This is a genomic window from Streptomyces sp. NPDC048671, assembly GCF_055587045.1.
In genome coordinates this window covers 356796-382694 of record NZ_JBVJHB010000009.1, presented here as the reverse complement: position 1 = coordinate 382694, position 25899 = coordinate 356796, and the positions used below count along the sequence as shown (strand labels likewise).

23 protein-coding genes and 1 pseudogene are annotated in these 25899 nt (G+C 70.2%); 4 read left to right on the top strand and 20 right to left on the bottom strand.

Features of this window, described 5'->3' with window-relative positions; translation table 11 throughout:
- Positions 1 to 199: 199 nt before the first annotated feature.
- Complete coding sequence (locus ACZ6S6_RS20680) at positions 200 to 2443, top strand: ATP-binding protein (protein WP_469706486.1); 2244 nt, start codon at positions 200 to 202, stop codon at positions 2441 to 2443.
- A gap of 18 nt (positions 2444 to 2461) precedes the next feature.
- On the opposite strand, the gene rpsD is transcribed toward ACZ6S6_RS20680, so the two are convergent.
- A complete protein-coding gene (rpsD, locus tag ACZ6S6_RS20675; protein ID WP_073737536.1) occupies positions 2462 to 3076 on the bottom strand; it encodes a 30S ribosomal protein S4 in 615 nt (204 codons plus the stop codon).
- Between the two features lie 188 nt (positions 3077 to 3264).
- On the opposite strand from rpsD, the pseudogene ACZ6S6_RS20670 reads away from it, so the two are divergent.
- Positions 3265 to 3534, top strand: a pseudogene (locus tag ACZ6S6_RS20670) (DUF2470 domain-containing protein); the annotation flags it as partial.
- A gap of 34 nt (positions 3535 to 3568) precedes the next feature.
- Here the strand turns inward: ACZ6S6_RS20670 and ACZ6S6_RS20665 are convergent.
- The 4 genes from ACZ6S6_RS20665 to ACZ6S6_RS20650 form a co-directional block, all read right to left on the bottom strand.
- Complete coding sequence (locus ACZ6S6_RS20665; protein ID WP_469706484.1) at positions 3569 to 4951, bottom strand: replication-associated recombination protein A; 1383 nt, start codon at positions 4949 to 4951, stop codon at positions 3569 to 3571.
- 74 nt (positions 4952 to 5025) lie between these two features.
- Complete coding sequence (locus ACZ6S6_RS20660; RefSeq protein ID WP_469706483.1) at positions 5026 to 5661, bottom strand: vitamin K epoxide reductase family protein; 636 nt, start codon at positions 5659 to 5661, stop codon at positions 5026 to 5028.
- 341 nt (positions 5662 to 6002) lie between these two features.
- Positions 6003 to 7265 (bottom strand): histidine--tRNA ligase, encoded by a 1263-nt coding sequence (gene hisS / locus ACZ6S6_RS20655; protein WP_469706482.1) that lies wholly within the window; start codon positions 7263 to 7265, stop codon positions 6003 to 6005.
- Positions 7266 to 7277: 12 nt separating this feature from the next.
- Complete coding sequence (locus tag ACZ6S6_RS20650; protein ID WP_362964895.1) at positions 7278 to 7964, bottom strand: MBL fold metallo-hydrolase; 687 nt, start codon at positions 7962 to 7964, stop codon at positions 7278 to 7280.
- Positions 7965 to 8112: 148 nt separating this feature from the next.
- Between ACZ6S6_RS20650 and ACZ6S6_RS20645 the strand changes: the two genes are divergently transcribed.
- Together ACZ6S6_RS20645 and ACZ6S6_RS20640 are read left to right on the top strand one after the other, a co-directional pair.
- Positions 8113 to 8913 carry a peptidylprolyl isomerase gene (locus tag ACZ6S6_RS20645; protein ID WP_469706480.1) on the top strand — a complete coding sequence of 267 codons (801 nt, stop codon included), beginning with the start codon at positions 8113 to 8115 and terminating at the stop codon, positions 8911 to 8913.
- Positions 8914 to 9110: 197 nt separating this feature from the next.
- Positions 9111 to 10340: a DUF349 domain-containing protein gene (locus tag ACZ6S6_RS20640; RefSeq protein ID WP_469706478.1), complete on the top strand. Its 1230-nt coding sequence runs from the start codon at positions 9111 to 9113 to the stop codon at positions 10338 to 10340.
- 140 nt (positions 10341 to 10480) lie between these two features.
- Here the strand turns inward: ACZ6S6_RS20640 and ACZ6S6_RS20635 are convergent, their stop codons facing one another.
- The 15 genes from ACZ6S6_RS20635 to pgsA all read right to left on the bottom strand — a co-directional run bounded on the left by ACZ6S6_RS20635 (position 10481) and on the right by pgsA (position 25861).
- On the bottom strand, positions 10481 to 13042 hold the full coding sequence (locus tag ACZ6S6_RS20635) for a RelA/SpoT family protein (protein WP_469706477.1): 2562 nt from the start codon (positions 13040 to 13042) through the stop codon (positions 10481 to 10483).
- A 170-nt stretch (positions 13043 to 13212) separates the two neighbouring features.
- Positions 13213 to 13767, bottom strand: a complete 555-nt coding sequence (locus ACZ6S6_RS20630; protein WP_469706475.1) for an adenine phosphoribosyltransferase — start codon at positions 13765 to 13767, stop codon at positions 13213 to 13215.
- Positions 13764 to 14888 (bottom strand): protein translocase subunit SecF, encoded by a 1125-nt coding sequence (secF, locus tag ACZ6S6_RS20625; RefSeq protein WP_469706474.1) that lies wholly within the window; start codon positions 14886 to 14888, stop codon positions 13764 to 13766. The genes ACZ6S6_RS20630 and secF overlap by 4 nt, the downstream gene beginning before the upstream one ends.
- A 1-nt stretch (position 14889) precedes the next feature.
- Positions 14890 to 16614, bottom strand: coding sequence for a protein translocase subunit SecD (gene secD / locus ACZ6S6_RS20620; RefSeq protein ID WP_469706472.1), 1725 nt, complete (start codon positions 16612 to 16614; stop codon positions 14890 to 14892).
- Between the two features lie 146 nt (positions 16615 to 16760).
- Complete coding sequence (gene yajC / locus ACZ6S6_RS20615; protein WP_469706471.1) at positions 16761 to 17261, bottom strand: preprotein translocase subunit YajC; 501 nt, start codon at positions 17259 to 17261, stop codon at positions 16761 to 16763.
- Positions 17262 to 17425: 164 nt separating this feature from the next.
- On the bottom strand, positions 17426 to 18499 hold the full coding sequence (ruvB, locus tag ACZ6S6_RS20610; RefSeq protein WP_469706470.1) for a Holliday junction branch migration DNA helicase RuvB: 1074 nt from the start codon (positions 18497 to 18499) through the stop codon (positions 17426 to 17428).
- Positions 18500 to 18584: 85 nt separating this feature from the next.
- Positions 18585 to 19211, bottom strand: coding sequence for a Holliday junction branch migration protein RuvA (ruvA, locus tag ACZ6S6_RS20605; protein ID WP_469706469.1), 627 nt, complete (start codon positions 19209 to 19211; stop codon positions 18585 to 18587).
- Positions 19208 to 19780 carry a crossover junction endodeoxyribonuclease RuvC gene (gene ruvC / locus ACZ6S6_RS20600; protein ID WP_469706468.1) on the bottom strand — a complete coding sequence of 191 codons (573 nt, stop codon included), beginning with the start codon at positions 19778 to 19780 and terminating at the stop codon, positions 19208 to 19210. Before ruvC ends, ruvA begins: the two co-directional genes overlap by 4 nt.
- Positions 19781 to 19907: 127 nt before the next feature.
- The gene (locus ACZ6S6_RS20595; protein ID WP_123468415.1) at positions 19908 to 20660 is read right to left on the bottom strand and encodes a YebC/PmpR family DNA-binding transcriptional regulator; all 753 of its coding nucleotides are present in this window, start codon (positions 20658 to 20660) and stop codon (positions 19908 to 19910) included.
- Between the two features lie 61 nt (positions 20661 to 20721).
- A complete protein-coding gene (gene pdxT / locus ACZ6S6_RS20590) occupies positions 20722 to 21315 on the bottom strand; it encodes a pyridoxal 5'-phosphate synthase glutaminase subunit PdxT (protein WP_469706467.1) in 594 nt (197 codons plus the stop codon).
- Positions 21316 to 21321: 6 nt separating this feature from the next.
- Positions 21322 to 22242 (bottom strand): pyridoxal 5'-phosphate synthase lyase subunit PdxS, encoded by a 921-nt coding sequence (gene pdxS, locus ACZ6S6_RS20585; protein ID WP_469706466.1) that lies wholly within the window; start codon positions 22240 to 22242, stop codon positions 21322 to 21324.
- A gap of 172 nt (positions 22243 to 22414) precedes the next feature.
- Positions 22415 to 22960 carry a LemA family protein gene (locus ACZ6S6_RS20580; protein WP_362967061.1) on the bottom strand — a complete coding sequence of 182 codons (546 nt, stop codon included), beginning with the start codon at positions 22958 to 22960 and terminating at the stop codon, positions 22415 to 22417.
- A 119-nt stretch (positions 22961 to 23079) separates the two neighbouring features.
- Positions 23080 to 24240: a glycosyltransferase family 4 protein gene (locus ACZ6S6_RS20575; RefSeq protein ID WP_362967059.1), complete on the bottom strand. Its 1161-nt coding sequence runs from the start codon at positions 24238 to 24240 to the stop codon at positions 23080 to 23082.
- Entirely contained in the window at positions 24237 to 25184 is a 948-nt protein-coding gene (locus tag ACZ6S6_RS20570; protein WP_469706465.1) for a phosphatidylinositol mannoside acyltransferase, read from the bottom strand. The genes ACZ6S6_RS20575 and ACZ6S6_RS20570 overlap by 4 nt, the downstream gene beginning before the upstream one ends.
- Positions 25181 to 25861: a phosphatidylinositol phosphate synthase gene (gene pgsA, locus ACZ6S6_RS20565; protein WP_362967055.1), complete on the bottom strand. Its 681-nt coding sequence runs from the start codon at positions 25859 to 25861 to the stop codon at positions 25181 to 25183. The genes ACZ6S6_RS20570 and pgsA overlap by 4 nt, the downstream gene beginning before the upstream one ends.
- Positions 25862 to 25899: the final 38 nt, after the last annotated feature.

Sequence of the window (25899 nt, the reverse complement as noted above, 5' to 3'; positions counted from 1 at the left end):
CGTTGTTCTCTGCGCAGTTCTCTGCGTGGTTCTCAGGTTGTTCTCTGCTTGCTCGGTGACGGCCTTCGTAGCAGCCCGTCACCGCCTCCGAGCCTATCGCGCCGGGCTCGTACCCCGTACCGCATTACCGTTGGGCACGGCGGGAGTTCCTGCTACAAGATTGTACGGAGTGCTTTCGGGCCAGTACTCTGCGTGTTTCATGCGACGCTCTCAGCGCCCCTTCCCCTCCTCCGACGGTCCGGGTCCGCCGGCCACCGCCCGCGGCGGACTCGTGCGTGGCTTTCCGGGCAATCTCCCGGCGGAACTGAACAGGTTCGTGGGACGTGACGACGAGTTGGCCGACCTCGCCGGACTCCTGGAGGAGTCCCGGCTCGTCACCGTCGTGGGGGTGGGCGGGGTCGGCAAGACACGGCTGGCCACCAGGGCCGCCGCTCTGTTGGAGAAACGGTACTGCGACGGGGTCTGGCTGGTGGAGCTGTCCACCGTCCACGATCCGGGGCTGCTGGAGCACGCGCTCGTCGACGCGCTGGGCCTCACCGATCACACCAACAGGCCGCCCCGCACGACACTCCTCGAACACTGCGCCGGGCGCCGGCTCCTGCTGGTGATCGACGGATTCGAACATCTCGTGGACGCCTGTGCGGAGTTGGTGCGGGATCTGCTGCGCCGGGCCCCCCGGCTCCGGGTGCTGGCGGCCGGCCGGCTGCCGCTGGAACTCGACGGCGAGGCCACCTACCCGCTCGCGACCATGACCGAGGAGGACGCGCTCCGGCTCTTCGCGGAGCGGGCCGCCGCGGTGCGGCCCGAGTTCCGGCTGACCGAGCACAACCGGGGCGCGGCCCGGGAGCTCTGCCGGCGGCTGGACGGGATTCCGCTCGCCCTTGAGCTGGCGGCCGGGCGGCTGCGGGCACTGTCGACCGAGCAGGTGCTGGAGCGCCTTGACGACCGCTTCCGGCTGCTGACCGGTGGCAGCCGCAGCGCGCTGGCCCGGCATCAGACGCTCCGCACGGCCATCGGCTGGAGCCATGAACTGTGCGCCCCGGAACAGCGGCTGCTGTGGTCGCGGCTCTCGGTCTTCGCCGGACAGTTCGACCTGGAGGCGGTCGAGTACATCTGCAGCGGTTCCGATCTGCCGGCCGACTCGGTGCTCGATGTGCTCTCCGGGCTGCTGTCGCAGTCCATCGTGCTGCGGGAGGACTCACCGGCCGGTACCCGCTACCGGCTGCTGGACACGGTGCGCGAGTACGGCGCCGAGTGGCTGGCGGCCACGGGTGAGACGGAGCGCCTGCGCCGGCGCCACCGCGACTGGTTCCTGGGGCTCGCGACCTGGTGCGAGCTGGACTGGTTCAGCCCGCGGCAGAGCGAGGTCGCGGCCCGGGTGGAGAGTGAACTGCCGAATCTGCGGCGGGCCATGGAGTGTTCGCTGGAGTGCCCGGACGAGGCGCATCTCGCCCAGTACCTGGCGGGCACGCTCTGGTTCCTGTGGGTCGGCTGCGGGCGGCTCTCGGAGGGGCGGCACTGGCTGGACCATGTACTGGAGGAGGAGACCCCGTACGACTCCTCGCGGCTGAAGGCACTGTGGGTGCTCGGCTATGTCGCGGTGCTGCAGGGAGACCCGGTGGGGGCGATCGCGGCGCTCACCGAGTGCCGGGACGAGGCGGAGCTGACAGGTGACGCCACGGCCTCGGCGTACGCGTTGCACCGCACCGGCTGCCTGGCACTCGTCACGGACGACACGGCGCGCGCCCAGGAACTGCTGCACGAGGCGCTCGGCCGCTACCGGGAGCTCGGGGAGCTGAACAGCAATGTGCTGATGGCCCAGGTCGAGCTGGCGATGTCGGTCGGGTTCCGGGGCGAGCTGGACCGTGCGGCCGCGATCTGCGAAGAGGTCAGGGACATCTGCGAGGACCACGGGGAGCGGTGGGCCCTCAGTTACGCGTTGTTCGTACTGGCCTTCACCACGCTGGAGCGGGGCCGTCCGGCCCGCGCGCGGGAGCTCCTCGGGGAGTCGCTGTCCATCAGCCACGCCTTCCACGACCTGCTCGGCACGGTGCTCTCGCTGGAACTGCTGGCGCTCGTCACGGCGGTCGAGGGCGACGCGGACGAGGCGGCGCTGCTCCAGGGGGCCGCCGCACAGATCTGGCCATCGGTGGGACTGCCCCTGTTCGGTTCGGCGCACTACGGGGCGCCGCGGGCCCGGTGCGAGGAACTGGCCCGTCGCGAGCTGGGCGAGAAGCGGTACATGTCGCAGCGGCGGGCCGGCGCGGTGCTGGGCGCGGACGCGGTGGTGGCCAGGGCGCTGGCGGGCCGCCCCGGACAGCGGCGGAACGACGCGGACACCGGCGCACCCGAGACGCCGGGCCCGCCCCTTCCCGATGCCGGGAAGACGCGAAAGCCCGCCGCCTCCCCGGCATCGGGAAGGGGCGGGCCTGAGCGCTGGTGAAGAGCGGCTACGCCTGAATCAGCGGGCGTAGTACTCGACGACGAGCTGCTCGTCGCAGATCACGGGGATTTCCTTGCGGTTCGGGTCCCGGTCAAGGCGGAAGGCCAGGGCCTTCAGGTTCACCTGCAGGTAGCGCGGGGTCTCACCGTCGGTGTCGTAACCACCCTCGCGGGCAACCTGGAAGGGGTACTTCTCGCGGCTGCGCTCGCGGACCATCACGATGTTGTCGGGACGGACACGGAAGGACGGCTTGTCCACCTTGTGGCCGTCGACCTCGATGTGACCGTGCACGACCATCTGGCGGGCCTGGTAGATCGTCTTGGCGATGCCCGAACGCAGAACCAGCGCGTCGAGACGGCGCTCCAGCTCGACGACGAGCGCCTCGCCGGTCTTGCCCTCGGCCTTCTTGGCGCGGTCGTAGGCACGCGCCATCTGGCGCTCGCTGATGTCGTACTGGGCGCGCAGACGCTGCTTCTCCAGCAGACGGACCTTGTAGTCCGAGTTCTGCTTGCGGCCGCGGCCGTGCTCGCCCGGCGGGTAGGGGCGGGCCTCGAAGTACTTGACGGCCTTCGGCGTCAGCGCAATGCCGAGCGCGCGGCTCTTCTTGACCTTGGGACGCGACTGATTAGGCACGTTCTCCAGACCTCCGTTGTAGGTTAGGTTAGGCTCACCTTACTCAAGGAGATCGCATGTCTCGCCCTGGGAACACCACACACGTCACGGACAGCACAGACAGCGGCAGCACAGAGAAAAGTGCTGCTACGACGGAAGGCCGATCTGATCGTGGTCAGCCGCGTCCCAGCGGGCTTGAAAACACTCGGATGCCGTCAGCAGCCGAGCGCACACGAACTCTCGTACAGAGTACCTGCTCCTCGGCACTGCTCATCCCCGGCCTCGACTCGGCGGGCCCGGACCAGCTGATGCCACTGTCGCGCAGCGTGGGTCCGGACGGGGATCTCTTCCTCGAATTCCCCGCGGATTCCCCGGCGGTACGGGCCGCGACGCGCGCAGAGGACGACGAGCTGACGGCTGTGCTGGAGATCACCGACGTGGCCCCGGTCTCCGTACCGCACCGCACCGCATCCGCGGCCGGGCGCTGAGGGGCCGGAGCCCCGGGGGCCCCGGCTAGGTACCGGACGGGCTCGCGTCGCCGTCGGTGTCCGTGCGGCCGAGCCGCTCGCGGACCCGGTCCGCCACGTCGGCGTACCGCGCCTCGGCTCCGTAGCGGGTGGGCTGGTAGTAGCGCTTGCCGCGCACGGCGTCCGGGGCGTACTGCTGGGCGGCGATACCGCCGGGGACGTCATGCGGATAGACGTAGCCCTGCGCGTGCCCCAGCTTGGCGGCTCCCTTGTAGTGCCCGTCGCGCAGATGGGCCGGAACGGGGCCGGCCAGGCCCTTGCGCACATCCTCCCGGGCGGCGGAGATCGCCAACGTCGCCGCGTTGGACTTGGGGGCGAGGGCCAGCGCGATCGTGGCGTGGCTGAGGGTGAGCGCCGCCTCCGGGAAGCCGATCATCGCGACGGCCTGGGCCGCCGCGACCGCGATGGGCAGCGCCGTGGGGTCGGCGAGACCGATGTCCTCGCTGGCCGAGATCATCAGCCGCCGGGCGATGAACCGGGGGTCCTCCCCCGCCTCGATCATCCGGGCCAGATAGTGCAGCGCGGCATCGACGTCCGAGCCGCGGATCGACTTGATCAGCGCACTCGCCACGTCGTAGTGCTGATCGCCGTCCCGGTCGTACTTCACGGCGGCGCGGTCGACGGTCTCCTCCAGGGTCAGGAGGGTGATCTCCTCGTCCCCCTTGGACAGCGCCGCGCCGGCCGCCGCCTCCAGCGCCGTCAGCGCACGGCGTGCGTCGCCGCCCGCGATGCGCAGCAGATGCTCCTCGGCGTCCTCGGGCAGCGTCACCGCGCCGCCGAGTCCGCGCTCGTCGGTCAGGGCCCTGTGCAGCAGATCACGCAGGTCGTCGTCGGTCAGCGACTCCAGGGTCAGCAGCAGTGAGCGCGAGAGCAGCGGGGAGATGATCGAGAAGTACGGATTCTCGGTGGTGGCCGCGATCAGCGTCACCCAGCGGTTCTCCACGGCCGGGAGCAGCGAATCCTGCTGCGCCTTGGAGAAGCGGTGGATCTCGTCCAGGAAGAGGACGGTTTCCTTGCCGTAGCCACCAGTGGCGCGGCGGGCGCCCTCGATGACCGCCCGCACCTCCTTGACCCCCGCGGTGATCGCCGAGAGCTCGACGAAGCGCTTGTTGGTGGCCTTGCTGACCACGTAGGCCAGGGTCGTCTTCCCGATGCCGGGCGGTCCCCAGAGGATCACGGACGAGGGGCCCGCCGGCCCCCCGCTTCCCTCGCCGACGAGGCGGCGCAGCGGCGAGCCCGGCTTGAGCAGATGCTGCTGGCCGACGACCTCGTCGAGGATACGCGGACGCATCCGGACAGCGAGGGGGCTGCTGGACGGGTCCTTCTCCTGGCGGTCTTCGGCTGCTGCGGTAAAGAGGTCGGGCTCCACGTTTTGAAGCCTATGTCACCGCACTGACATCCCTGCCGGGCCCCGGTGCGGCCCGGCGCCGGAGGAAGGGCCGGTCAGCTGGTCCAGAAGTCCCACCAGCGGGTCAGGATCAGCATGCCGATGATGCCGACCCACAGGATCGGCGGCACCCAGTGGAACTCGGTCAGCCCGTTGCGCAGCCAGTTCGGCGCGGGAATGATCCGGTGCTTGATGTTGTGCGTGGTGACGTAGCAGAACATGAGGATCGTGGCGACCCAGGCCAGGCAGCACCAGAGGCAGAGGGAGTTGATGTTGTACAGCGACTGGTACTGGAGCCAGGTGCAGAAGCCGACGCCGAACAGCGTGCCCGCGTTCATCCCCAGCCAGTACCAGTTACGGAAGCGCGCTCCGGCGAGCAGTGCCAGGCCGATGCCGATGATCACGGAGTAGGTGGCCAGGCCGAGCATCGGGTTGGGGAAGCCGAAGGCCGCCGCCTGGTCGCTCTTCATGATGTTGCCGCAGGCCACCACCGGGTTGAGACTGCAGCCCGGAACGAAGCTGGGGTCCTCCGCCAGCTTGAGCTTGTCGATCGTGATGACCCACGCGGCGAGGAGTCCGGCAGCGCCCGTGATCACCAGCAGCAGCGCGAACGCACGACTGCCGCCGATGGTCCTCTTCCCGCCGTCCTCGTCCTGGTCGGATGAGGGATGGTCAACCGCTGCAGTCGTCATATCGCCGTTCCGTCGCTGAGTAGCCTGCTGGGCACGGTCATTGTGCCGTACCGTTGCGCCGTTCTTCCGTTCGATGAACATAAAGAGGCGCGTAAAGACGCACGGCGCGCGGGCCGGACGCGGCCGGAAAGAACACGGTCGCGGGGCTTCCAGCGGGCTGTCCCGCCCGTGGCCGGGGGACGGCCGTCGTCGGCGCTGTTCGGCCGGAATCCTCCGGGAGGATGAATCCCCGCCCGCCGGGTTGACGCTACGGGCGGCCCTGGTGGAGCGGGCCGGGGCCGCGGACTCCGTCCGGTCGCGGGCGGGCGGGAGCACCGCCCGCCCGCGACCGGGAGGGGAAACTACGCGAGGCGCGTCCGGATCGTCTCGGTCACCTCGGCCAGGGCGACAGCCGTCTGCTCGCCGGACTCCATGTCCTTGAGCTGTACGACGCCCTCGGCCAGGTCGCGCTCGCCGGCCACGACGGTGAACCGCGCGCCCGACCGGTTGGCGCTCTTCATCGCGCCCTTGAGCCCGCGCCCCCCGAACGCGAAGTCCGCGGCCACGCCCTCGCGGCGCAACTGCGTGACGACGGCGAACAGCTCGCGCCGCGCCTCCTCGCCGAGCGGTACGGCGAAGACACTGGTGGTGGAGGGCAGTTCGAGCTCGATGCCCTCCGCCTCCAGGGCGAGCACGGTGCGGTCCACGCCGAGCGCCCAGCCCACCGACGGGAGCGCCGGGCCGCCGATCATCTCGGAGAGGCCGTCGTACCGGCCGCCGCCGCCCACCGCCGACTGCGAGCCCAGTCCGTCGTGGACGAACTCGAAGGTGGTGCGCGTGTAGTAGTCGAGCCCGCGGACGAGCTTCTCGTCGTCCTCGTACACCACGCCCGCGGCGTTGAGCAGGTCGCGGACCTCCTCGTGGTACGCCGTGCAGGCGTCGCAGAGGTAGTCGCGCAGCACCGGGGCGCCGGTCAGCTGCTTCTGGACCTCGGGGCGCTTGTCGTCGAGGACCCGGAGCGGGTTGATCTCGATGCGGCGGCGGGTCTCCTCGTCCAGGTCGAGCTCGCGCAGGAAGCCCTGGAGCGCGTCGCGGTAGACGGGCCGGCACTCCTTGTCGCCCAGCGAGTTCAGCAGGATGCGGAACTCGCGCAGGCCCAGGGTGCGGTACGCCTGGTCGGCCAGGATGATCAGCTCGGCGTCCAGCGCCGGGTCCTCGGCGCCGATGGCCTCGGCTCCGACCTGCGAGAAGTGGCGGTAACGGCCCTTCTGCGGACGCTCGTAGCGGTAGTACGAGCCGGAGTACCAGAGCTTCACCGGCAGGTTGCCGAGCTTGTGGAGGTTGGCCTCCAGGGCGGCGCGCAGCACGGACGCGGTGCCCTCGGGGCGCAGCGCCAGCTGGTCGCCGCCCTTGGTCGTGAGGGTGTACATCTCCTTGCTCACGATGTCGGTGGACTCACCGACGCCCCGGGAGAAGAGGGCCACGTCCTCGAAGCCGGGCGTCTCGATGTAGCCGTAGCCGGAGTTCTTCAGGGGTGCGGAGATCGCCTCACGCACCGCGAGGTACTTCGCGGAGTCGGGCGGGGTCAGGTCGTACGTGCCCTTGGGGGCCTTGAAGGTGCTCACGTTTCGCTCTCGTCACATTCCTCGTCGGGGCGCGTCCATACCGCTCAGATACGGATTGGTGGCGCGCTCGCGGCCGATGGTCGTCTGGGGGCCGTGGCCGGACAGCACCACGGTCGAGTCGTCGAGCGGCAGGCACACACGGGCCAGCGACTCGAGCAGCTCGGCGTGGTCGCCGCCCGGCAGGTCGGTGCGTCCGACGGAGCCGGCGAAGAGCAGGTCGCCCGAGAAGAGGACCTGCGGAACCTCCGCGGCCTCGGGCATCCTGAACGTCACCGACCCCTTGGTATGGCCGGGCGCGTGCGAGACACCGAACTCCAGACCGGCCAGCGTCAGCCGGGCACCGTCGGTCAGCTCCTTGACGTCGTCCGGCTCCCCCACCGTCAGCTCGCCCATGAGCGGCATCCCGATGGAGCGGCCGAGGGCCTTCTCCGGGTCGCTCATCATGTAACGGTCCTCGGGGTGGATCCAGGCTGGGACGTCATGCGCGCCGCACACCGGGACGACCGAGGCGACGTGGTCGATGTGGCCGTGGGTGAGCACGACGGCGACGGGCTTCAGCCGATGCTTCCTCAGCGCTTCCTCGACCCCGGAGGCGGCCTGGTGGCCCGGGTCGATGATCACGCACTCCTCACCCGCGGCGGGGGCGACCAGGTAACAGTTGGTCCCCCAGGCCCCGGCGGGGAACCCGGCAATGAGCACGATCGTCCTTAATGGTCGTCCGACGAGGGGTTGCGGCTATGAGGTCGCAGCAGTTCAGAGCCTACCGGCGCTCCTCATTCCACAGCTAACCCATATACGGTACGGGGCAACTCAGGCCCGATCACACGACGTACAAGGAGATCACCCGGTGGTCAGCAGCGATCAGCGGCGGCGGCAGCTCGCCAGGGAGAAGTTCGAGCGGCAGCAGCAGCGCCGGGAGGAGGCTCGCCACCGGACCCGGCGGCTGACGGTCATCATCACCTCCGCGGTGGCCGTGGTGGCCGTCATAGGCGGCGTCACGTACTTCGCCACCGGCGACGACGGCAAGAAGGACAAGACCGACGCGGCCGCGAGCGCGAGCCCGTCGGCGTCGGCGTCGGCGTCCCCGTCGGCGAGCGAGAAGAGTACGCCCGAGCCGGCGATGAAGATCGACAAGAAGGCGAAGTACTCCCTGTCGCTCAAGACGAGCCAGGGCGACATCGCGTTCACCATGGACGCGGCGAAGACCCCGCACACGGCGAACTCCTTCAAGTCACTCGCCGACAAGGGCTTCTTCGACGGCACGAAGTGTCACCGGCTGACCACGGAGAATATCTTCGTCCTCCAGTGCGGCGACCCCAAGGGCGACGGCACCGGCGGTCCGGGGTACACGATCCCGGACGAGAACCTGACCGCGCTGGGCAAGGCGGGCAAGGACGGCACGGTGACCTACCCGGCGGGCACGGTGGCGATGGCCAACACGGGCCAGGAGCACACCGGCGGCAGCCAGTTCTTCCTCGTCTACAAGGACAGCAAACTGCCGCCCACCTACGCGCCGTTCGGCACGATGGACCAGCCTTCGCTGAAGGCCGTCGAGGCCATCGGCAAGGCGGGTGTCACCGGCGGCGCCCCCGACGGTGCGCCGAAGAAGGCCGTGAACATCTCGAAGGCGGCCGTCGACAAGGCGTGAGCCCGGCGGGCCCGGCGTGATCCGCACGACAGGCACCCTGCGCGGGGCCGGATAATTTCGGCCGCGCGGAGTGCGGACAGCCGGGTGGCCCGTCGCCTAGATTGGCGTTGTGCAGGGCGGGCGCTGCCCGCCCAAGGAAACTGTGGACGATGCCAGGGGGGCGAACCCTCTCGCGGGCATCAGGTGGAGGAGGCGCTGTGAGCAGCGACCCGTGGGGCCGTGTCGATGAGACGGGCACCGTGTACGTGCGTACAGCCGACGGCGAGCAGGTCGTCGGATCGTGGCAGGCCGGTTCTCCGGCGGAGGCCCTGGCCTACTTCGAGCGCAAGTACGAGGGCATTGTGGTCGAGATCGGCCTCCTTGAGCGGCGGGTGAAGACCACCGATCTGTCCGCGAAGGACGCGACGACCGCCATCGAGCATCTGCGTGCGCAGGTCGACGAGCACCATGCCGTCGGCGACCTCGACGCGCTGCGCAAGCGGCTGGACGCCCTGGTGGCGACGGTCGACTCGCGGCGCGAGGAGCGCAAGGCCCAGAAGGCGAAGCAGACCGACGAGGCGAAGCTCGCCAAGGAGGCGCTGGTCGTCGAGGCCGAGGAGCTGGCGCAGAGCGAGCAGTGGCGTTCCGCGGGCGAGCGGCTCCGTGCGCTCGTCGACACGTGGAAGGGACTGCCGCGGCTCGACCGCAAGTCGGACGACGAGCTGTGGCACCGCTTCTCCCATGCGCGCTCGGCGTTCTCCAAGCGCCGCAAGGCCCACTTCGCCTCGCTGGACGCCCAGCGCGAGGAGGCCCGCAAGGCCAAGGAGAAGCTGGTCGTCGAGGCCGAGTCGCTGTCCCGCTCCTCGGACTGGGGCACGACGGCTGCCCGCTACCGCGACCTGATGACGGAGTGGAAGGCCGCGGGCCGCGCCCAGCGCGAGGCCGAGGACGATCTGTGGAACCGTTTCCGCGGTGCCCAGGACGTCTTCTTCGCCGCGCGCGGCGAGGTGTTCGCCGAGCGGGACGCGGAGCAGGGCGAGAACCTCAAGCTCAAGGAGGAGCTCGCGGTCGAGGCCGAGAAGCTGGTGCCCGTGAAGGACCTGAAGGCCTCCAGGGCGGCGTTCCGGGCCATCAACGAGCGCTGGGAGGCCATCGGCCATGTGCCGCGTGACGCCCGCCCGAAGATCGAGGCGCGGATGCACACGGTGGAGCGGGCGCTCCAGGAGGCCGAGGAGTCGGAGTGGCGCCGGACCAACCCGGAGGCACGTGCCCGTGCCGCGGGTCTGACCGGACAGCTCCAGTCGGCCGTGGACAAGCTGCGTACCCAGATCGACACGGCGCGCACCTCGGGCAACAACGCCCGTGCGGACAAGCTCGCCCGCGAGCTCGAGGGGCGGCAGGCACTCCTGGACCAGGCTCTGAAGGGCCTGGAGGAGTTCGGCGGCTGAGACGGGCCCGATCCGTCGTGAAGGGCCCCCTCCGCCGGTCGCGGAGGGGGCCCTTCACGTGGTGCGGGGGGCCGGCCCCGCGCACCACGGCCCCCCGCGTGGTCACGCGAGGGGCCGCAGGGGCGGTCTCAGGGTCCGGGTCAGGGCCGGCGGGCCGAGGTCACCCGGTAGACGTCGTAGACGCCCTCGACGCCGCGTACGGCCTTCAGGACATGGCCGAGGTGCTTCGGGTCGCCCATCTCGAAGGTGAACCGCGAGGTGGCCACCCGGTCGCGGGAGGTCTGCACGGCCGCGGACAGGATGTTGACGTGCTGGTCGGACAGGATCCGTGTGACGTCCGAGAGCAGCCTGGACCGGTCCAGCGCCTCGACCTGGATGGCGACGAGGAAGACCGAGGACTGGGTGGGCGCCCATTCGACCTCGAGGATCCGCTCCGGCTCCTGCGAGAGCGAGTCGACGTTGACGCAGTCCGCACGGTGGACGGAGACTCCGCTGCCCCGGGTGACGAACCCGATGATCGGGTCACCGGGAACGGGCGTACAGCAGCGGGCCAGCTTGACCCAGACGTCCTCGACGCCCTTGACGACGACGCCGGGGTCGGCGTTCGCGCGGCGCTTGTTGCGGCCGTGCGAGGGCGGCGAGCTCTCCGCGAGGTCCTCGTTGGCCTCGTCCTGGCCGCCGAGCGCCTGGACCAGCTTCTGCACGACGCCGGCCGCCGCGACATGTCCCTCGCCGATCGCGGCGTACAGGGACGAGATGTCGGGGTAGCGCATCTCGTGGGCGAGGGTGACCAGTGAGTCGCCGGTCAGGATCCGCTGGATCGGCAGGTTCTGCTTGCGCATGGCCCGCGCGATGGCGTCCTTGCCCTGCTCGATCGCCTCGTCGCGGCGCTCCTTGGAGAACCAGGCGCGGATCTTGTTGCGTGCCCGCGGCGACTTGACGAACCCGAGCCAGTCACGGGAGGGTCCGGCGCCGGCCGCCTTGGAGGTGAAGACCTCCACCAGATCGCCGTTGTCGAGCGTGGATTCGAGCGGTACGAGCCGCCCGTTGACCCGGGCTCCTATGGTCCGGTGGCCGACCTCCGTATGGACGGCGTACGCGAAGTCGACCGGTGTCGCCCCTGCCGGGAGCGCTATCACGTCGCCCTTCGGTGTGAAGACGAAGACCTCGTTGCGCGAGAGGTCGAAACGCAGGGACTCCAGGAACTCGCTGGGGTCCTCGGTCTCCTTCTGCCAGTCCAGGAGCTGGCGCAGCCACGCCATGTCGTTGACGGTGTCCTGGCCGCGGCCGGTGTTCTTGGGGACGTCGGTGCGCACCTTGGAGGCGCCCGCGACGGCCTCCTGCTTGTACTTCCAGTGCGCGGCGATGCCGTACTCGGCGCGGCGGTGCATGTCGAACGTACGGATCTGCAGCTCGACGGGCTTGCCGCTGGGACCGATCACCGTGGTGTGCAGCGACTGGTACATGTTGAACTTGGGCATCGCGATGTAGTCCTTGAACCGGCCGGGGACCGGATTCCACCGCGCGTGGACGGTGCCGAGCGCCGCGTAGCAGTCGCGGACCGTGTCGACGAGGACACGGATGCCCACCAGGTCGTAGATCTCGGCGAAGTCCCGGCCCCGCACGATCATCTTCTGGTAGACGCTGTAGTAGTGCTTCGGCCGGCCGGTGACGGTGGCCTTGATCCGGGCGGCGCGCAGGTCGGACTGGACCTCGTCGGTCACTATGGCGAGGTATTCGTCGCGCTTGGGCGCCCGCTCGGCGACGAGGCGGACGATCTCGTCGTACATCTTCGGGTAGAGGATCGCGAAGGCGAGGTCCTCCAGCTCCCACTTGATGGTGTTCATGCCCAGGCGGTGGGCGAGCGGGGCGTAGATCTCCAGCGTCTCGCGGGCCTTCTTCTCCTGCTTCTCCCGCTTGAGGTAGCGCATGGTGCGCATGTTGTGCAGCCGGTCGGCGAGCTTGATGACCAGCACCCTGGGGTCCTTGGCCATCGCGACGACCATCTTGCGCACGGTCTCGGCCTGCGCCGCCTCACCGAACTTGACCTTGTCCAGCTTGGTCACGCCGTCGACCAGCAGGGCGACCTGGTCGCCGAAGTCGCGGCGCAGGGTGTCCAGGCCGTACTCGGTGTCCTCGACCGTGTCGTGCAGCAGCCCCGCCATCAGAGTGGCCGGATCCATACCCAGCTCGGCCAGGATCGTGGTCACGGCGAGCGGATGGGTGATGTAAGGGTCGCCGCTCTTGCGCTTCTGGCCGCGGTGCCAGCGTTCCGCGACCTGGTAGGCGCGCTCGATCTGGCGCAGCGTGGCGGTCTCGATCTTGGCGTCGTTGCTGCGGACGGTACGCAGCAACGGTTCGAGGACCGGGTTGTACGGGCTGGAGCGCTGGACGCCGAGACGGGCCAGCCTGGCCCGGACCCGGTTGGAGGAGCCGCCGCCGGTACGGGCCACCGGGCCCGCGGGCGCCGCGGCGGGCTTCGCCGGGGGCTTCGGTGCCGTCGGGGGCGGCGAGGCGGGTGCGGCCGGCTGGGCGGGCGAATCGGGCGCGGGCCCGTTCGCCTCGGCGGGGGCCGGGCCCGCGCCGGGCTCCGGCGCCGGAGGCTTCGGCTTCTCCGCGGGCTGCTGCTTCGCGGGCGTGGCTGGGGCCGCCGCGGGCTTGTCGGGCTGCGGGGCGGCGACTGGCTGGGCCTCGTCTGGCAAGAGCGCTCCTCGTGCGGATCCGGACACCCGGAAAGGCCATCGTAACGACCCTGCGGCCGCTCCTCCCCCGGGGACCGTGAGAGCCCGCACAACGCGAAGCGGGCCCCCGGTTGTTCCCGGGTGCCCGCTTCGGTGCGTGTGACGCGGTGCCGCGTACGGTCCGCCGGCGCTCAGACCGTGATCAGGGCCTCCAGCGGAGCGCCTCGCAGGCTCTCCTCCAGACGGGCCCGGCCGGCCAGGAATCCCAGTTCCATGAGGACGGCGACGCCGGCGACCCGGGCCCCGGCCCGCCGGATCAGTTCCAGCGAGGCACCGGCGGTGCCGCCGGTGGCCAGGACGTCGTCGATGACCATGATCCGGTCGTCGGCGGACAGGTCCTCGGCGTGGATCTCGATCTCCGCGGTGCCGTACTCCAGCTCGTAGGACTGGCTGAGCGTGGCGCCCGGCAGCTTTCCGGCCTTGCGGACGGGGACGAAGCCGAGCCCGGCCCGGACCGCGACCGGTGCGGCCAGGATGAAGCCGCGGGCCTCCAGGCCGACGATCTTCGTGGCGCCGTGCCGTACGCACAGTTCCGCGAGGGCGTCGGTGAGGGCGGTGAAGGCCACCGGGTCCGCGAGCAGCGGGGTGATGTCCTTGAACATCACCCCCGGCTTCGGGTAGTCCGCCACGTCACGGATCCGGCTGAGCAGGAGGTCCCTCGTGCTCGAGGTGGTGCTGCTGGTCATCGACGCTTCCCCGGGGTCCGGCCGTGGCCCCTGGGGGGCTCCTGGCGCTGGCCGACGACCGCTGCGGCGGGTGCGACGTCAGCAGCGTCGTCGTCAGCGGCAGCGGGGAGGCCCTGCTCCGCCTCCTCCGCCTCGGAGAGCTCGCCCTTGGCGGCGGCTGCCGCGCGCTTGGCGAGAATCCGCTTCTTCAGGGCCTTGATCTGCGGGTCGCGTTCCTTGAGGTCGGCGACGAGCGGAGTGGCGATGAAGATCGAGGAGTAAGCACCGGCGGCGAGGCCGACGAAGAGAGCCAGGGAGATGTCGTTCAGCATGCCCGCGCCGAGGACACCGCCACCGATGAACAGCAGACCGGCGACCGGCAGCAGGGCGACGATCGTGGTGTTGATCGAGCGGACCAGCGTGCTGTTGATGGAGCGGTTGGCGATCTCGCTGTACGTCCACCGGGTCTGCTTGGTGATCCCCTTCGTGCCCTCCTTGAGGCTGTCGAAGACGACGACCGTGTCGTAGAGGGAGTAACCGAGAATCGTCAGCAGACCGATCACGGTGCCCGGGGTGACCTCGAAGCCGACCAGGGCGTAGACACCGACCGTGATGGTGATGTCGTGGATCAGCGCGACCAGGGCCGCGATGGCCATGCGCCATTCGAAGGCGATGGCCAGGTAGATCACGACGAGGACCATGAAGACGCCGAGTCCGGTCCAGGCCTTGTTGGCGATCTGCTCACCCCAGCTGGGGCCGACCAGGTCGGCGGCGATCTTCTCCTCGGAGACGTTGAGGCTCTTGGAGAGGTCAGCCTTGATCTCGTCCGACTTCGAGGTGTCGACCTCGGTGATCTGGATGCGCAGTCCGCCGTTGCCCAGCTTCTGGACGATGGCCTGGTGACCCGAGGACGTCGCCGCCAGTTCCTCCGCCTTGGCGACGGAGACGCTCGTCTTCGGGGTGGTGAAGACGGCGCCGCCCTTGAACTCGATGCCCATGTTCAGGCCGCTGACCGCCAGGCCGACGATGGCCGTGATGGTGATCAGGATCGAGATGCCGTACCAGATCTTGCGGTTGCCGATGAAGTCGTAGCCGACCTCGCCGCGGTAGAGACGGGCGCCGAGATTGCCGAGTCGCGACATCTCACGCCTCCTTCGGGTCGGTGGGGGCGTTGACACGGCGTGAACGACGCAGCGGCGGCTTGGCGCCGAGCCGCTTCGGGTCCAGTCCGGACCACGGGTGACCGCTCGCGAAGAACTTCTTGCGGGCCAGCAGCGTCATGACGGGCTTGGTGAAGAGGAACACCACGACCACGTCGAGCAGGGTGGTGAGACCCAGCGTGAACGCGAAGCCCTGGACCTTTCCGACGGTGACGACGAACAGCACCGCCGCGGCCAGGAACGACACGAAGTCGGAGACCAGGATGGTGCGCCGGGCGCGGGGCCAGGCCCGTGAGACGGCGGGACGGAGCGTACGGCCCTCGCGGATCTCGTCACGGATGCGTTCGAAGTACACGATGAACGAGTCCGCGGTGATTCCGATCGCCACGATGGCGCCGCACACAGCGGGCAGGTTCAGCGCGAATCCGATGGCCGGGCCGAGCAGCGACATGATCGTGTAGGTCAGGATGCCCGAGACCAGGAGGCTGAGGAGCGCGATGAACGCCAGCCCGCGGTAGTAGGCCACCAGGTAGATGATGACCAGGGCCAGGCCGATGGCACCGGCGATCAGGCCCGCTTTGAGCTGCTCCCCGCCGAGTGCGGCGGTGACGGTGGTGACGCTCTGCTCCTTGAAGGAGAGCGGCAGCGCACCGTAGGAGAGCACGTTGGCCAGGTCCTCGGCGGACTGCTGGGTGAAGTTACCGGAGATCTCGGCGTCGGCGCTCAGCGCCTCGCTCACGGAGGGCGCCGAGACCACTTCGTTGTCGAGCGCGATGGCGAACTGGTTCTGCGGGGACTGCTGCTGGGCGAGCGTGCCCGTGATCTTCTGGAACTTCTTGGCGCCGCCGCCGGTGAAGCCCATCTGAACGATCCACTGACCGTTGTTCTGGTTGATGGCCGCCTTCGCGGTCTTCACGTCCGTGCCGTCGACCTCGGCCGGGCCGAGCACGTACTTGGCGCTGCCGTCCTGCTCACACGCGATCACCGTGTCGGTGGCCTTGGAGCCCTGGGCCGCCTTGGAACGGCCGGCTTTGGTGGAGCAGTCGAGCGCCTCGAACCGCTTCTGCAGCTTGGCGGCCGCCGCCTGCTCCTCGGCGGACGCCGTGGGCGCGTCGCTCGCCTTCGGGGTGGGCGTGGAGTCGGCCTTCAGGGCGCCGGTGACCGCGCGGCCCTGGGTGGTGGCGCTCGGGCTCGGCTTGCCGGACGGGCTCGTCGCCTTGTCGGAGGCGGAGGAGGTCGGCGTCGCCGACGGGCTGGCCTTGTCCGAGGACGAGGCGCTGGGTTCCGGGGTGGGCGCCCCCTGGGCGACGGTCAGCACCGGCCGGAAGTAGAGCTTGGCGGTCGTGCCGACCTGCTCCCGGGCCTGGGCGGAGTCCGTGCCCTTGGGGATGTTGACGATGATGTTGCTCTTGCCCTGGGTCTGAACCTCTGCCTCGGAGACGCCAAGACCGTTGACGCGGCGTTCCATGATCTGGACCGCCGTGTCCATGTTGGTCTTGTTGACCGCCGACTCCTGGCCGGGCTCGGCCTTCGCCTCCAGCGTGATGGACGTGCCACCCGCCAGGTCGATGCCGAGTCGCGGCGTCGGCTGATCGGCGAGGAACATCCCGCCGGTCAGCGCGACCATGGCAATGAGGATCAGAGCCAGGGCACGGCCCGGCCTGTCCTGACCACCGGCCGAACCTCGGCCCTTCTTCGGTGCTGCCACCTTGTCGTTTCTCCCTGTCCAACCGCCCCGCGCCGGGTATGCGCCCAAGCGGCCACGAAGTGTAGTGGGGACCCGCCCCCGCAGAAGACCGCACGGTCCGGGGACAGCCGGATGCCTGTGGGCTCACGGCATCCCCGGGTCGTGTGCTACTTCGCGTCGGCCTCGCCGTCGGCCTTGCCGTCGGACTTCTTGTCGGCCTGGGTGTCGGCCGGCTCGGAGTCGTCCGCCTCGGTCTCGTCCGCGTCGGTGTCGTCCGCCTCGGCCTTCTTGCCCAGATCGATCTTCGCGTCGTCGGCGTCGTCGAGCTCGGTCAGCGAGGAGGCGTCGTCGGGCACGACAGCGCCGTCGACATCGAGCTCCTCCTCGTCACCGTGGACGATGCGGTTGTACTCCGCGTCGTCGAGGACGGCACCGATGGAGTTCTTGGCATAGACGGCATGGACGCCGGGAGCAATCTCAAGGAGGACCGAGTCGTCGTGAAGCTCCTTGACGGTGGCGTACATGCCCCCGATCGTCCGGACGCCGGTACCGGGCTGCATTTCATTGCGCATGTTCGCAGCCGCCGCCTGCTTCTTCTTGGCGGACCGCGTCATCAGGAACATGGCCCCGATGAGCACGATGAAGGGGAGGAGAGTCACGGGATTCACGGGACGAGTTTCCTTCGCACGACCGCGCTGGAAGGCGGCCTGATCTACGGGGGTGGGTACACCGACCTGTAAGGGCGGCATCGGCGGAGTCTAAGCGAGTCCGCATCGATGGAACAACGCCCAGCATGGCACCCGGGTTCCACTACAGGCCAACCTGTGATGCATCACGCCCCGAACAGGCCCTGTTGTCCCTTTCCGCCTTGCTGCGGCGGAACCAGCCCGAGGTGGGCCCAGGCAGCCGGTGTGGCGACCCGCCCGCGCGGCGTCCTGGCCAGCAGGCCCTCCCGCACCAGAAAGGGCTCGGCGACCTCCTCGACCGTCTCGCGTTCCTCACCCACGGCGACCGCGAGGGTTGACAGACCGACCGGACCGCCCCCGAAGAGTTTCATCAGGGCGCTGAGCACCGCCCGGTCCAGCCGGTCGAGTCCGCGGGCGTCGACCTCGTAGACCTGGAGGGCCGCCTCGGCGATGTCCCGGTCGATCCTGCCGTCGGCCTTGACCTGGGCGTAGTCCCGGACGCGGCGCAGCAGCCGGTTGGCGATACGGGGCGTCCCACGGGAGCGGCCGGCGATCTCCGCGGCGCCCTCCACGTCTATAGCGACGTCGAGGAGCCGGGCGGAGCGGTGAATCACCCTTTCCAGTTCGACGGGGGTGTAGAACTCCATGTGCCCGGTGAAGCCGAAGCGGTCGCGCAGCGGGGGCGGCAGGAGCCCGGCCCTGGTGGTGGCGCCGACCAGGGTGAAGGGCGGCAGCTCCAGCGGGATGGCGGTGGCGCCCGGCCCCTTGCCGACGATCACGTCGACCCGGAAGTCCTCCATCGCCATGTAGAGCATTTCCTCGGCGGGCCGGGACATCCGGTGGATCTCGTCGAGAAAGAGGACCTCGCCCTCCTGGAGCGAGGACAGGATCGCCGCCAGGTCGCCCGCGTGCTGGATGGCGGGGCCTGAGGTGATCCGGATCGGCGCGTTCATCTCGGCGGCGATGATCATGGAGAGGGTGGTCTTGCCCAGGCCCGGGGCGCCGGAGAGCAGCACGTGATCGGCGGTGGCGCCACGGGCGAGGGCCGCCTTGAGGACCAGGTCGAGCTGTTCGCGCACCGTCTCCTGGCCGACGAACTCGTCGAGGTCCTTGGGGCGCAGTGCCGCCTCGACGGCGGTGTCCTCGCCGTCCGCGCCGGCGTCGACGAGGCGCTCGTCGAGCAGCTCGTCGGTGTCGGGTCCGGTCTCGTCCCAGTTCATCTCGTCAGTCCCGCCTAGGGTGTTTCGGTGCCGGGCCGTGCGGTGCCCGGTCCGGGGTGGGGAAGGGTGCCCTCCGGGCTCGTGCTCAGCGCGCGCGGTTGAGGGTCTGCAGGGCGGCGCGCAGCAGCTGCGGGACGGGCGGCTGCGCGCCCTGCGCGAGGGCCGCCTCCGCCTGCGGGGCCACGGCGGACAGCGCCTCGTCCGCCTCGCGGGTCGCGTAGCCGAGGCCGATCAGGGCGGCCTGCAGCTGGTCCCGCCAGGAGGAGGAGACCGCGGTGCCGATGCCCTGCTGGCCGATGTGGGCGCCGACGGGCTCGCCGAGTCTGTCCTTGAGTTCGAGCAGGAGCTTCTGCGCGCCCTTCTTGCCGATGCCGGAGACCGCGGTGAGCGCCTTCTCGTCCCCGGTGGACACGGCGATGCGCAGGGCGTCCGGGCTGTGCGTGGCGAGCATGGCCTGGGCGAGCCGGGGTCCGACTCCGCTCGCGGTCTGGAGCAGCTCGAAGGTCTGCCGCTCGTCGTCGTCGGTGAAGCCGTAGAGCGTGAGGGAGTCCTCCCGTACGACGAGGGAGGTGGCGAGCTTGGCCTCCTTGCCGATACGGAGACCGGCGAGGGTGTTCGGCGCGCACTGGACGGCCATGCCGATGCCGCCGACCTCGATCACGGCTGTGGTCGGGGCGAGAGCGGCCACGGGGCCGCTGACGAAGGCGATCATCGGGGGACCTTCCGGACGGGAGCTGCTGCGGTGCGCGGGATGCGCGGGGTACGGGCCGCGGCCGCTGCCGCGTGTGCCTGCTGGAGGCGGTTGACCGCCGGGGCGCGCCAGATGTGGCAGATGGCGAGGGCGAGCGCGTCGGCGGCGTCGGCCGGTTTCGGCGGGGCGTCCAGCCGCAGGAGCCGGGTGACCATGGCCCCGATCTGGGCCTTGTCCGCGCGGCCGCTGCCGGTGACGGCGGCCTTGACCTCGCTGGGCGTGTGCAGGGCCACCGGGATGCCGCGGCGGGAGGCGCAGAGCATGGCGACCGCGCTGGCCTGGGCCGTGCCCATCACCGTACGGACGTTGTGCTGGGCGAACACCCGCTCGACGGCGACGTATTCGGGCCGGTGCTCGTCGAGCCACTCCTCGATGCCGCGCTCGATGGCCACCAGCCGGTGTCCGAGCTCCGCGTCGGACGGGGTGCGCACCACTCCGACGCCGAGCATCGTCAGAGGACGGCCCGCGACGCCCTCGACGACGCCGATGCCGCACCGGGTCAGCCCGGGGTCCACACCGAGTACCCGCACGGGTCGCCCCCTCCCTGCCGATCGGTCAACTGTTCCCGCAGGCTATCGGCTCGCACTGACAATGCGACGGGCCGACGGGGTGTGTCCCCGTCGGCCCGTCCACGGAAGCTGCGTCGCGAGGCGCGGCTCAGGCGTCCACCTTCTCCATGACCTCGTCCGACACGTCGAAGTTGGCGAAGACGTTCTGCACGTCGTCGCTGTCCTCCAGCGCGTCGATGAGCTTGAAGATCTTGCGGGCGCCCTCCTCGTCGAGGTCGACCTGCATGGTGGGCAGGAAGTTGGCCTCGGCCGAGTCGTAGTCGATGCCCGCCTCCTGGAGCGCGGTGCGGACCGCGACCATGTCGGTGGCCTCGCTGACGACCTCGTAGCTCTCACCGAGGTCGTTGACCTCCTCGGCACCCGCGTCCAGGACCGCGCCCAGCACATCGTCCTCGGACAGCTCGCCCTTGGGGACGATGACGACGCCCTTGCGGTTGAACAGGTACGAGACGGAGCCCGGGTCGGCCATCGAGCCGCCGTTGCGCGTCATGGCGACGCGTACGTCGGACGCGGCGCGGTTGCGGTTGTCGGTGAGGCACTCGATGAGCACCGCGACACCGTTCGGGCCGTAGCCCTCGTACATGATCGTCTGGTAGTCGACGCCGCCCGCTTCGAGACCGCCACCGCGCTTGACCGCGGAGTCGATGTTCTTGTTCGGGACCGAGCTCTTCTTCGCCTTCTGGATCGCGTCCACAAGGGTCGGGTTGCCCTCGGGGTCCACACCGCCGGTGCGGGCCGCGACCTCGATGTTCTTGATCAGCTTCGCGAAGAGCTTGCCGCGCTTGGCATCAATCACGGCCTTCTTGTGCTTCGTCGTAGCCCATTTAGAGTGGCCGGACATCTGCCTTCTCCTTCGCGTCACCAAATTCCGTACGAACCCGAGAGATCCTACCGGGGTCGAGTCAGCCCGATGCGCGCACCATGTCGACGAAGTACGCGTGAAGCCGGTGGTCGCCGGTCAGTTCGGGATGGAATGACGTGGCAAGGGCGTTTCCCTGCCGTACCGCCACGATATGGCCGCCGTGCTCCGCGATGACGCGGGCCGAGGCGCCCACGGATTCGACCCAGGGGGCCCGGATGAAGACGCCCTCGACCGGACCGCCGTCGATCCCGGCGACCTCGACGGCCGCCTCGAACGACTCGTTCTGCCGCCCGAAAGCGTTACGGCGCACGATCATGTCGATGCCGCCGATGGTCTCCTGGCCCGAGCGGGGGTCGAGGATCTTGTCGGCGAGCAGGATCATTCCGGCGCAGGTGCCGTAGACCGGCATCCCGGCGGACACGCGTTCGCGCAGCGGTTCCAGCATCCCGAACAGCGCGGCCAGTTTGGACATCGTGGTGGACTCGCCGCCGGGGACGACCAGGCCGTCGATCCCGGCGAGTTCCTCGGGCCGCCGGACCGGCCTGGCCAGGGCGTCCGCCGAGGCCAGGGCGATCAGGTGTTCCCGTACGTCGCCCTGGAGGGCCAGGACTCCGATCACAGGGGTGTCGCTCATCAGTGACTACCAGCCGCGGTTGGCGTAGCGCTCGGTCTCGGGCAGGGTGTCGCAGTTGATGCCGACCATGGCCTCGCCCAGGTTGCGGGAGGCGTCCGCGATGATCTTCGGGTCGTCGAAGAACGTGGTGGCCTTCACGATGGCGGCGGCGCGCTTGGCCGGGTCGCCGGACTTGAAGATGCCGGAGCCGACGAAGACGCCCTCGGCGCCCAGCTGACGCATCAGCGCGGCATCCGCGGGGGTGGCGACGCCGCCCGCGGAGAAGAGGACTACGGGCAGCTTGCCGAGCTCGGAGACCTCCTTGACCAGCTCGTACGGGGCGCGGAGGTCCTTGGCGGCGGCGTACAGCTCGTTGTTGTCGTAGCCGCGCAGCCGGGCGATCTCGTTCTTGATCTGGCGCAGGTGGCGGACGGCCTCGACGACGTTGCCGGTGCCGGCCTCGCCCTTCGAGCGGATCATGGCCGCGCCCTCGGCGATGCGGCGCAGGGCCTCGCCCAGGTTGGTGGCGCCGCAGACGAACGGGGTGGTGAAGGCGAACTTGTCGCTGTGGTTGACCTCGTCGGCCGGGGTGAGCACCTCGGACTCGTCGATGTAGTCGACGCCGAGGGACTGCAGGACCTGGGCCTCGACAAAGTGTCCGATGCGGGACTTCGCCATCACCGGGATGGAGACGGCCTCGATGATCTCCTCGATCATGTTCGGGTCGGACATCCGGGCCACGCCGCCGTCCTTACGGATGTCGGCCGGCACCCGCTCCAGGGCCATGACGGCCACGGCGCCCGCGTCCTCGGCGATCTTCGCCTGCTCGGCGTTGACGACGTCCATGATCACGCCGCCCTTGAGCTGCTCGGCCATGCCGCGCTTGACGCGGGCCGTGCCGGTCGCCGGGGAGTCAGCGGACTGCGGGGTGGTGGGAAGCGTGGACACGGATCGACCTCACTGGGAGAAAAGAAGCTGGGCGTGCATGGGGTGACGCACTGCTGAGCAAACTCTCCGGGACCGGTCCACAGCAAGGGCCAATAGGAGGCCGGTGGATCGTTTTGGGCCGGCGGCAAGCGGGCCGGGGCCGTTCTGCCGGGTCCCGCTCGCGCCGCGGACGTCAGCTGACCGGACGGGCGGCGAGGGCGACCGGCGGTTCGTCGTCCATCTCGAAGGCCAGCGGGAACGGGGCGTGACCGGCCAGCCGGAACCAGCGCACCGTGCGGTGGCGGCGCAGCGCTCGGGCGGCCCGCACGGCGTCGTTGTGGAAGCGGCGCGCCATCGGGACCCGGCGGACGGCGGCGGCCAGTTCGGACGCGGCCTCCTCGCCGCCCGGGATCTCCTTCACCGCCTCCACCTGCGCCGGTTCGCCGAACACCGCGCGCAGGGCGGTGCTCAGTTCGCTCTCGGCGACCTCGCGGTGCTCCTCCTCCGCCTGACGGGCGGCGTGCGCGGCCTCGTACAGGACGATGGAGGCGGCCGGGTCCAGGACACCGGACGTGGCGAGTTCCTGGGTGACCGAGGCGCGGCGCAGCAGTTGTGCGTCGAGCGCGGCGCGGGCCGCGTCGATACGGGTGTGCAGCCGGTCGAGCCGGCCGGCGGTCCAGCTGAGGTAGAGGCCGATCGCGACGAGCACGACGACGGTCCAGATGAGGGTTTCGGTCACGGGCCGAAGGCTACCGGTGACCGGGCACCGTACGGCCTCCTCGGCCGGCGGGAGAGCCTGCGGGAGAACCGCCGGGGAACGGCGGACGGCTCAGGGCCGCCGGGCGGCCCGACGGCCGCTCAGTCCCGCGCCAGCCCGAACCTGGCCCGCAGCCCGGTGCGTTCGTCCGCCGCGACCGAAGCGGCCCCGTCCGCCACCGTCTCGTACACCGCGAGGATGTCCGCCCCCACGGTCGACCAGTCGAAGCGCCGCACATGGGCGCTGCCGCGCTCGCGCAGCTCCGCGCGCCGCTCCGGGTCGCCCAGCAGCCGGACGGCTGCCGCCGCCAGCGCGTCCGCGTCCTCGTTGGCGAACAGTTCGCCCGCCGCGCCCAGGTCCAGGACCTGCGCGAAGGCGTCCAGGTCGCTGGCCAGGACCGGCGCGCCCGCCGACATGGCCTCGACCAGGATGATGCCGAAGCTCTCGCCGCCGGTGTTGGGCGCGACGTACACGTCGACGCTGCGCAGCAGCCGCGCCTTGTCCTCGTCGCTCACCATGCCGAGGAACTCGACCCGCTCGCGCATCTCCTTCGGCAGCGAGGCGACGGCCTCCTCCTCGTCGCCCCGGCCGGCCACCAGCAGCCTGGTGTCCGGGCGGGCGGCCAGGATCGCGGGCAGCGCCCGGATCAGGACGGGCAGGCCCTTGCGGGGCTCGTCGATGCGCCCGATGAAACCGATCGTGCCGCCCTGCCACTCGGGCCTGGGCTCGGCCGCGGCGAAGAACCCGACGTCGACGCCGTTCGGGATGACCACGGCGTCGCCGCCCAGGTGCTCGACCAGGGTGCGCCGCGCGTACTCGCTGACCGCGATGCGCGCGCTGATCTTCTCCAGCGCCGGCTGGAGGATCGGATAGGCGGCGATCATCGCCCGGGAGCGCGGATTGGACGTGTGGAACGTGGCGACGATCGGCCCCTGCGCGGCCCAGCAGGTCAGCAGCCCCAGCGAGGGCGAGGTCGGCTCATGGATGTGGATCACGTCGAAAGTGCCGTCGTGCAGCCAGCGCCGTACCCGTGCCGCGGACAGGAAACCGAAGTTCAGCCGGGCCACGGAACCGTTGTACGGGACGGGCACGGCCCGGCCCGCGGACACCACGTACGGCGGGAGCGGCGTCTCGTCGTCGGCCGGGGCCAGCACGGACACCTGGTGACCGAGCCGGATCAGGTGCTCGGCCAGGTCACGGATGTGGAACTGCACTCCGCCCGGTACGTCCCAGGAGTACGGGCAGACGATGCCGATCTTCACTGCTGGTCTCCGAGCTGGTCTCCGAGGGGTTCGAGGTCGGCGAGCCAGAGCCGTTGCAGCATGTGCCAGTCCTCCGGGTGCTCGGCGATTCCCAGGGCGAAGGCGTCGGCCAGCGCCTGTGTCATGACAGACGTCCGCTGCTCGCGGTCACCTGAGCCGGGAACCTCGACGGGTGGATGAATCCGCGCCTTCATCACCGGTGTGTCGTCGTAATTGAGCGTGACCGGCAGCAGCAGCGCCCCGGTCTGCTGGGCGAGCAGCGCCGGACCGGCCGGCATCCGGGCCGTGTCGCCGAAGAACGTCACCTCGACGCCGGAGGCCGACAGATCGCGGTCGGCGACCAGACAGACCAGGCCGCCCGCACGCAGCCGCTGCGCCAGTGTGCCGAACGCGGTCCCGCCGTTGTGCGCCAGGACCTCCATGCCCAGTCCCTCGCGGTAGGCCACGAACCGGTCGTACAGCGACTCCGGCTTCAACCGCTCGGCGACCGTGGTGAACGGGACCTTCAGATCCGTGGTGACCCACGCACCCGCCAGGTCCCAGTTCCCCAGGTGCGGCAGGGCGATGATGACGCCGCGCCCGGCGTCGAGGCCCTCGCTCAGCCGGTGCGCGTCCGTCACGTCGATGGAGTCCTTGATCCGCCGCGCACTCCAGGTGGGCAGCCGGAACGACTCCATCCAGTACCGCATGTACGAGCGCATCCCGGCCTTGGACAGCTCGGCGAGGCGGGCCGGGCTCGCGTCCGGCACGACCCGCGCCAGGTTCGACTCCAGCCGCAGCACGCTCTTGCCGCGCCGCTTCCACACCTGGTCGGCGATGGTGCGGAAGAGCGCCCGCGCGGCCGGTTCGGGAAGCTTCTTGACCGCGGCCCAGCCGAGGCCGTACAGCCCGTCGCTGATCCGTTCCTTGGGACCGGGCCTCGCGTCCCCGAGGGCGCGGCTCACTGAGTGGCCTCGCTCCCCCGGTCCGCCGCGGCCGACTCGGCGGCGGCGGCGTCGGCCTCCGCGGACTCGCGGCGCACCGTCACGACTCGCTGGACGAGCGTCACCAGGCTGCCCGCCGCGACGAACCAGAGCGCGATCGGGAGGAGGATCTCGATCCACGGCACTCCGAACTTGTGCAGTCCGGCGAGCCCGGCCGCCACGAGGGAGATCACCAGCCGCTCGGCCCGTTCCACGAGCCCGTTGACCGCGACCGGCAGCCCGATCGACTCACCGCGTGCCTTGGTGTACGAGACCACCTGGCCGCTGGCGAGGCAGAAGATCGCGACCGCGCACAGGACGTTGTCGTCGCCGCTGCCCGCGTACCAGAGGGCGAAGCCGGCGAAGATCGCCCCGTCGGCCACCCGGTCGAGCGTCGAGTCGAGGAACGCGCCCCACCGGCTGGAGATGCCGGCCTGCCGCGCCATGTTCCCGTCGACGAGGTCGGAGAAGACGAAGATCGTGATGACGATCGTGCCCCAGAAGAACTCCCCCATCGGGAAGAAGACCAGCGCACCTGCCATCACCCCGGCCGTGCCGATCAGAGTGACCGCGTCAGGACTCACGCCGAGACGGAGCAGAAGTGCGGCGAACGGCGTGAGGACACGCGTGAAGAATGCACGCGCGTACTTGTTCAGCATGGCCTTCCCGAGGGTTCGGTGGGCCGCATGGCCCCATC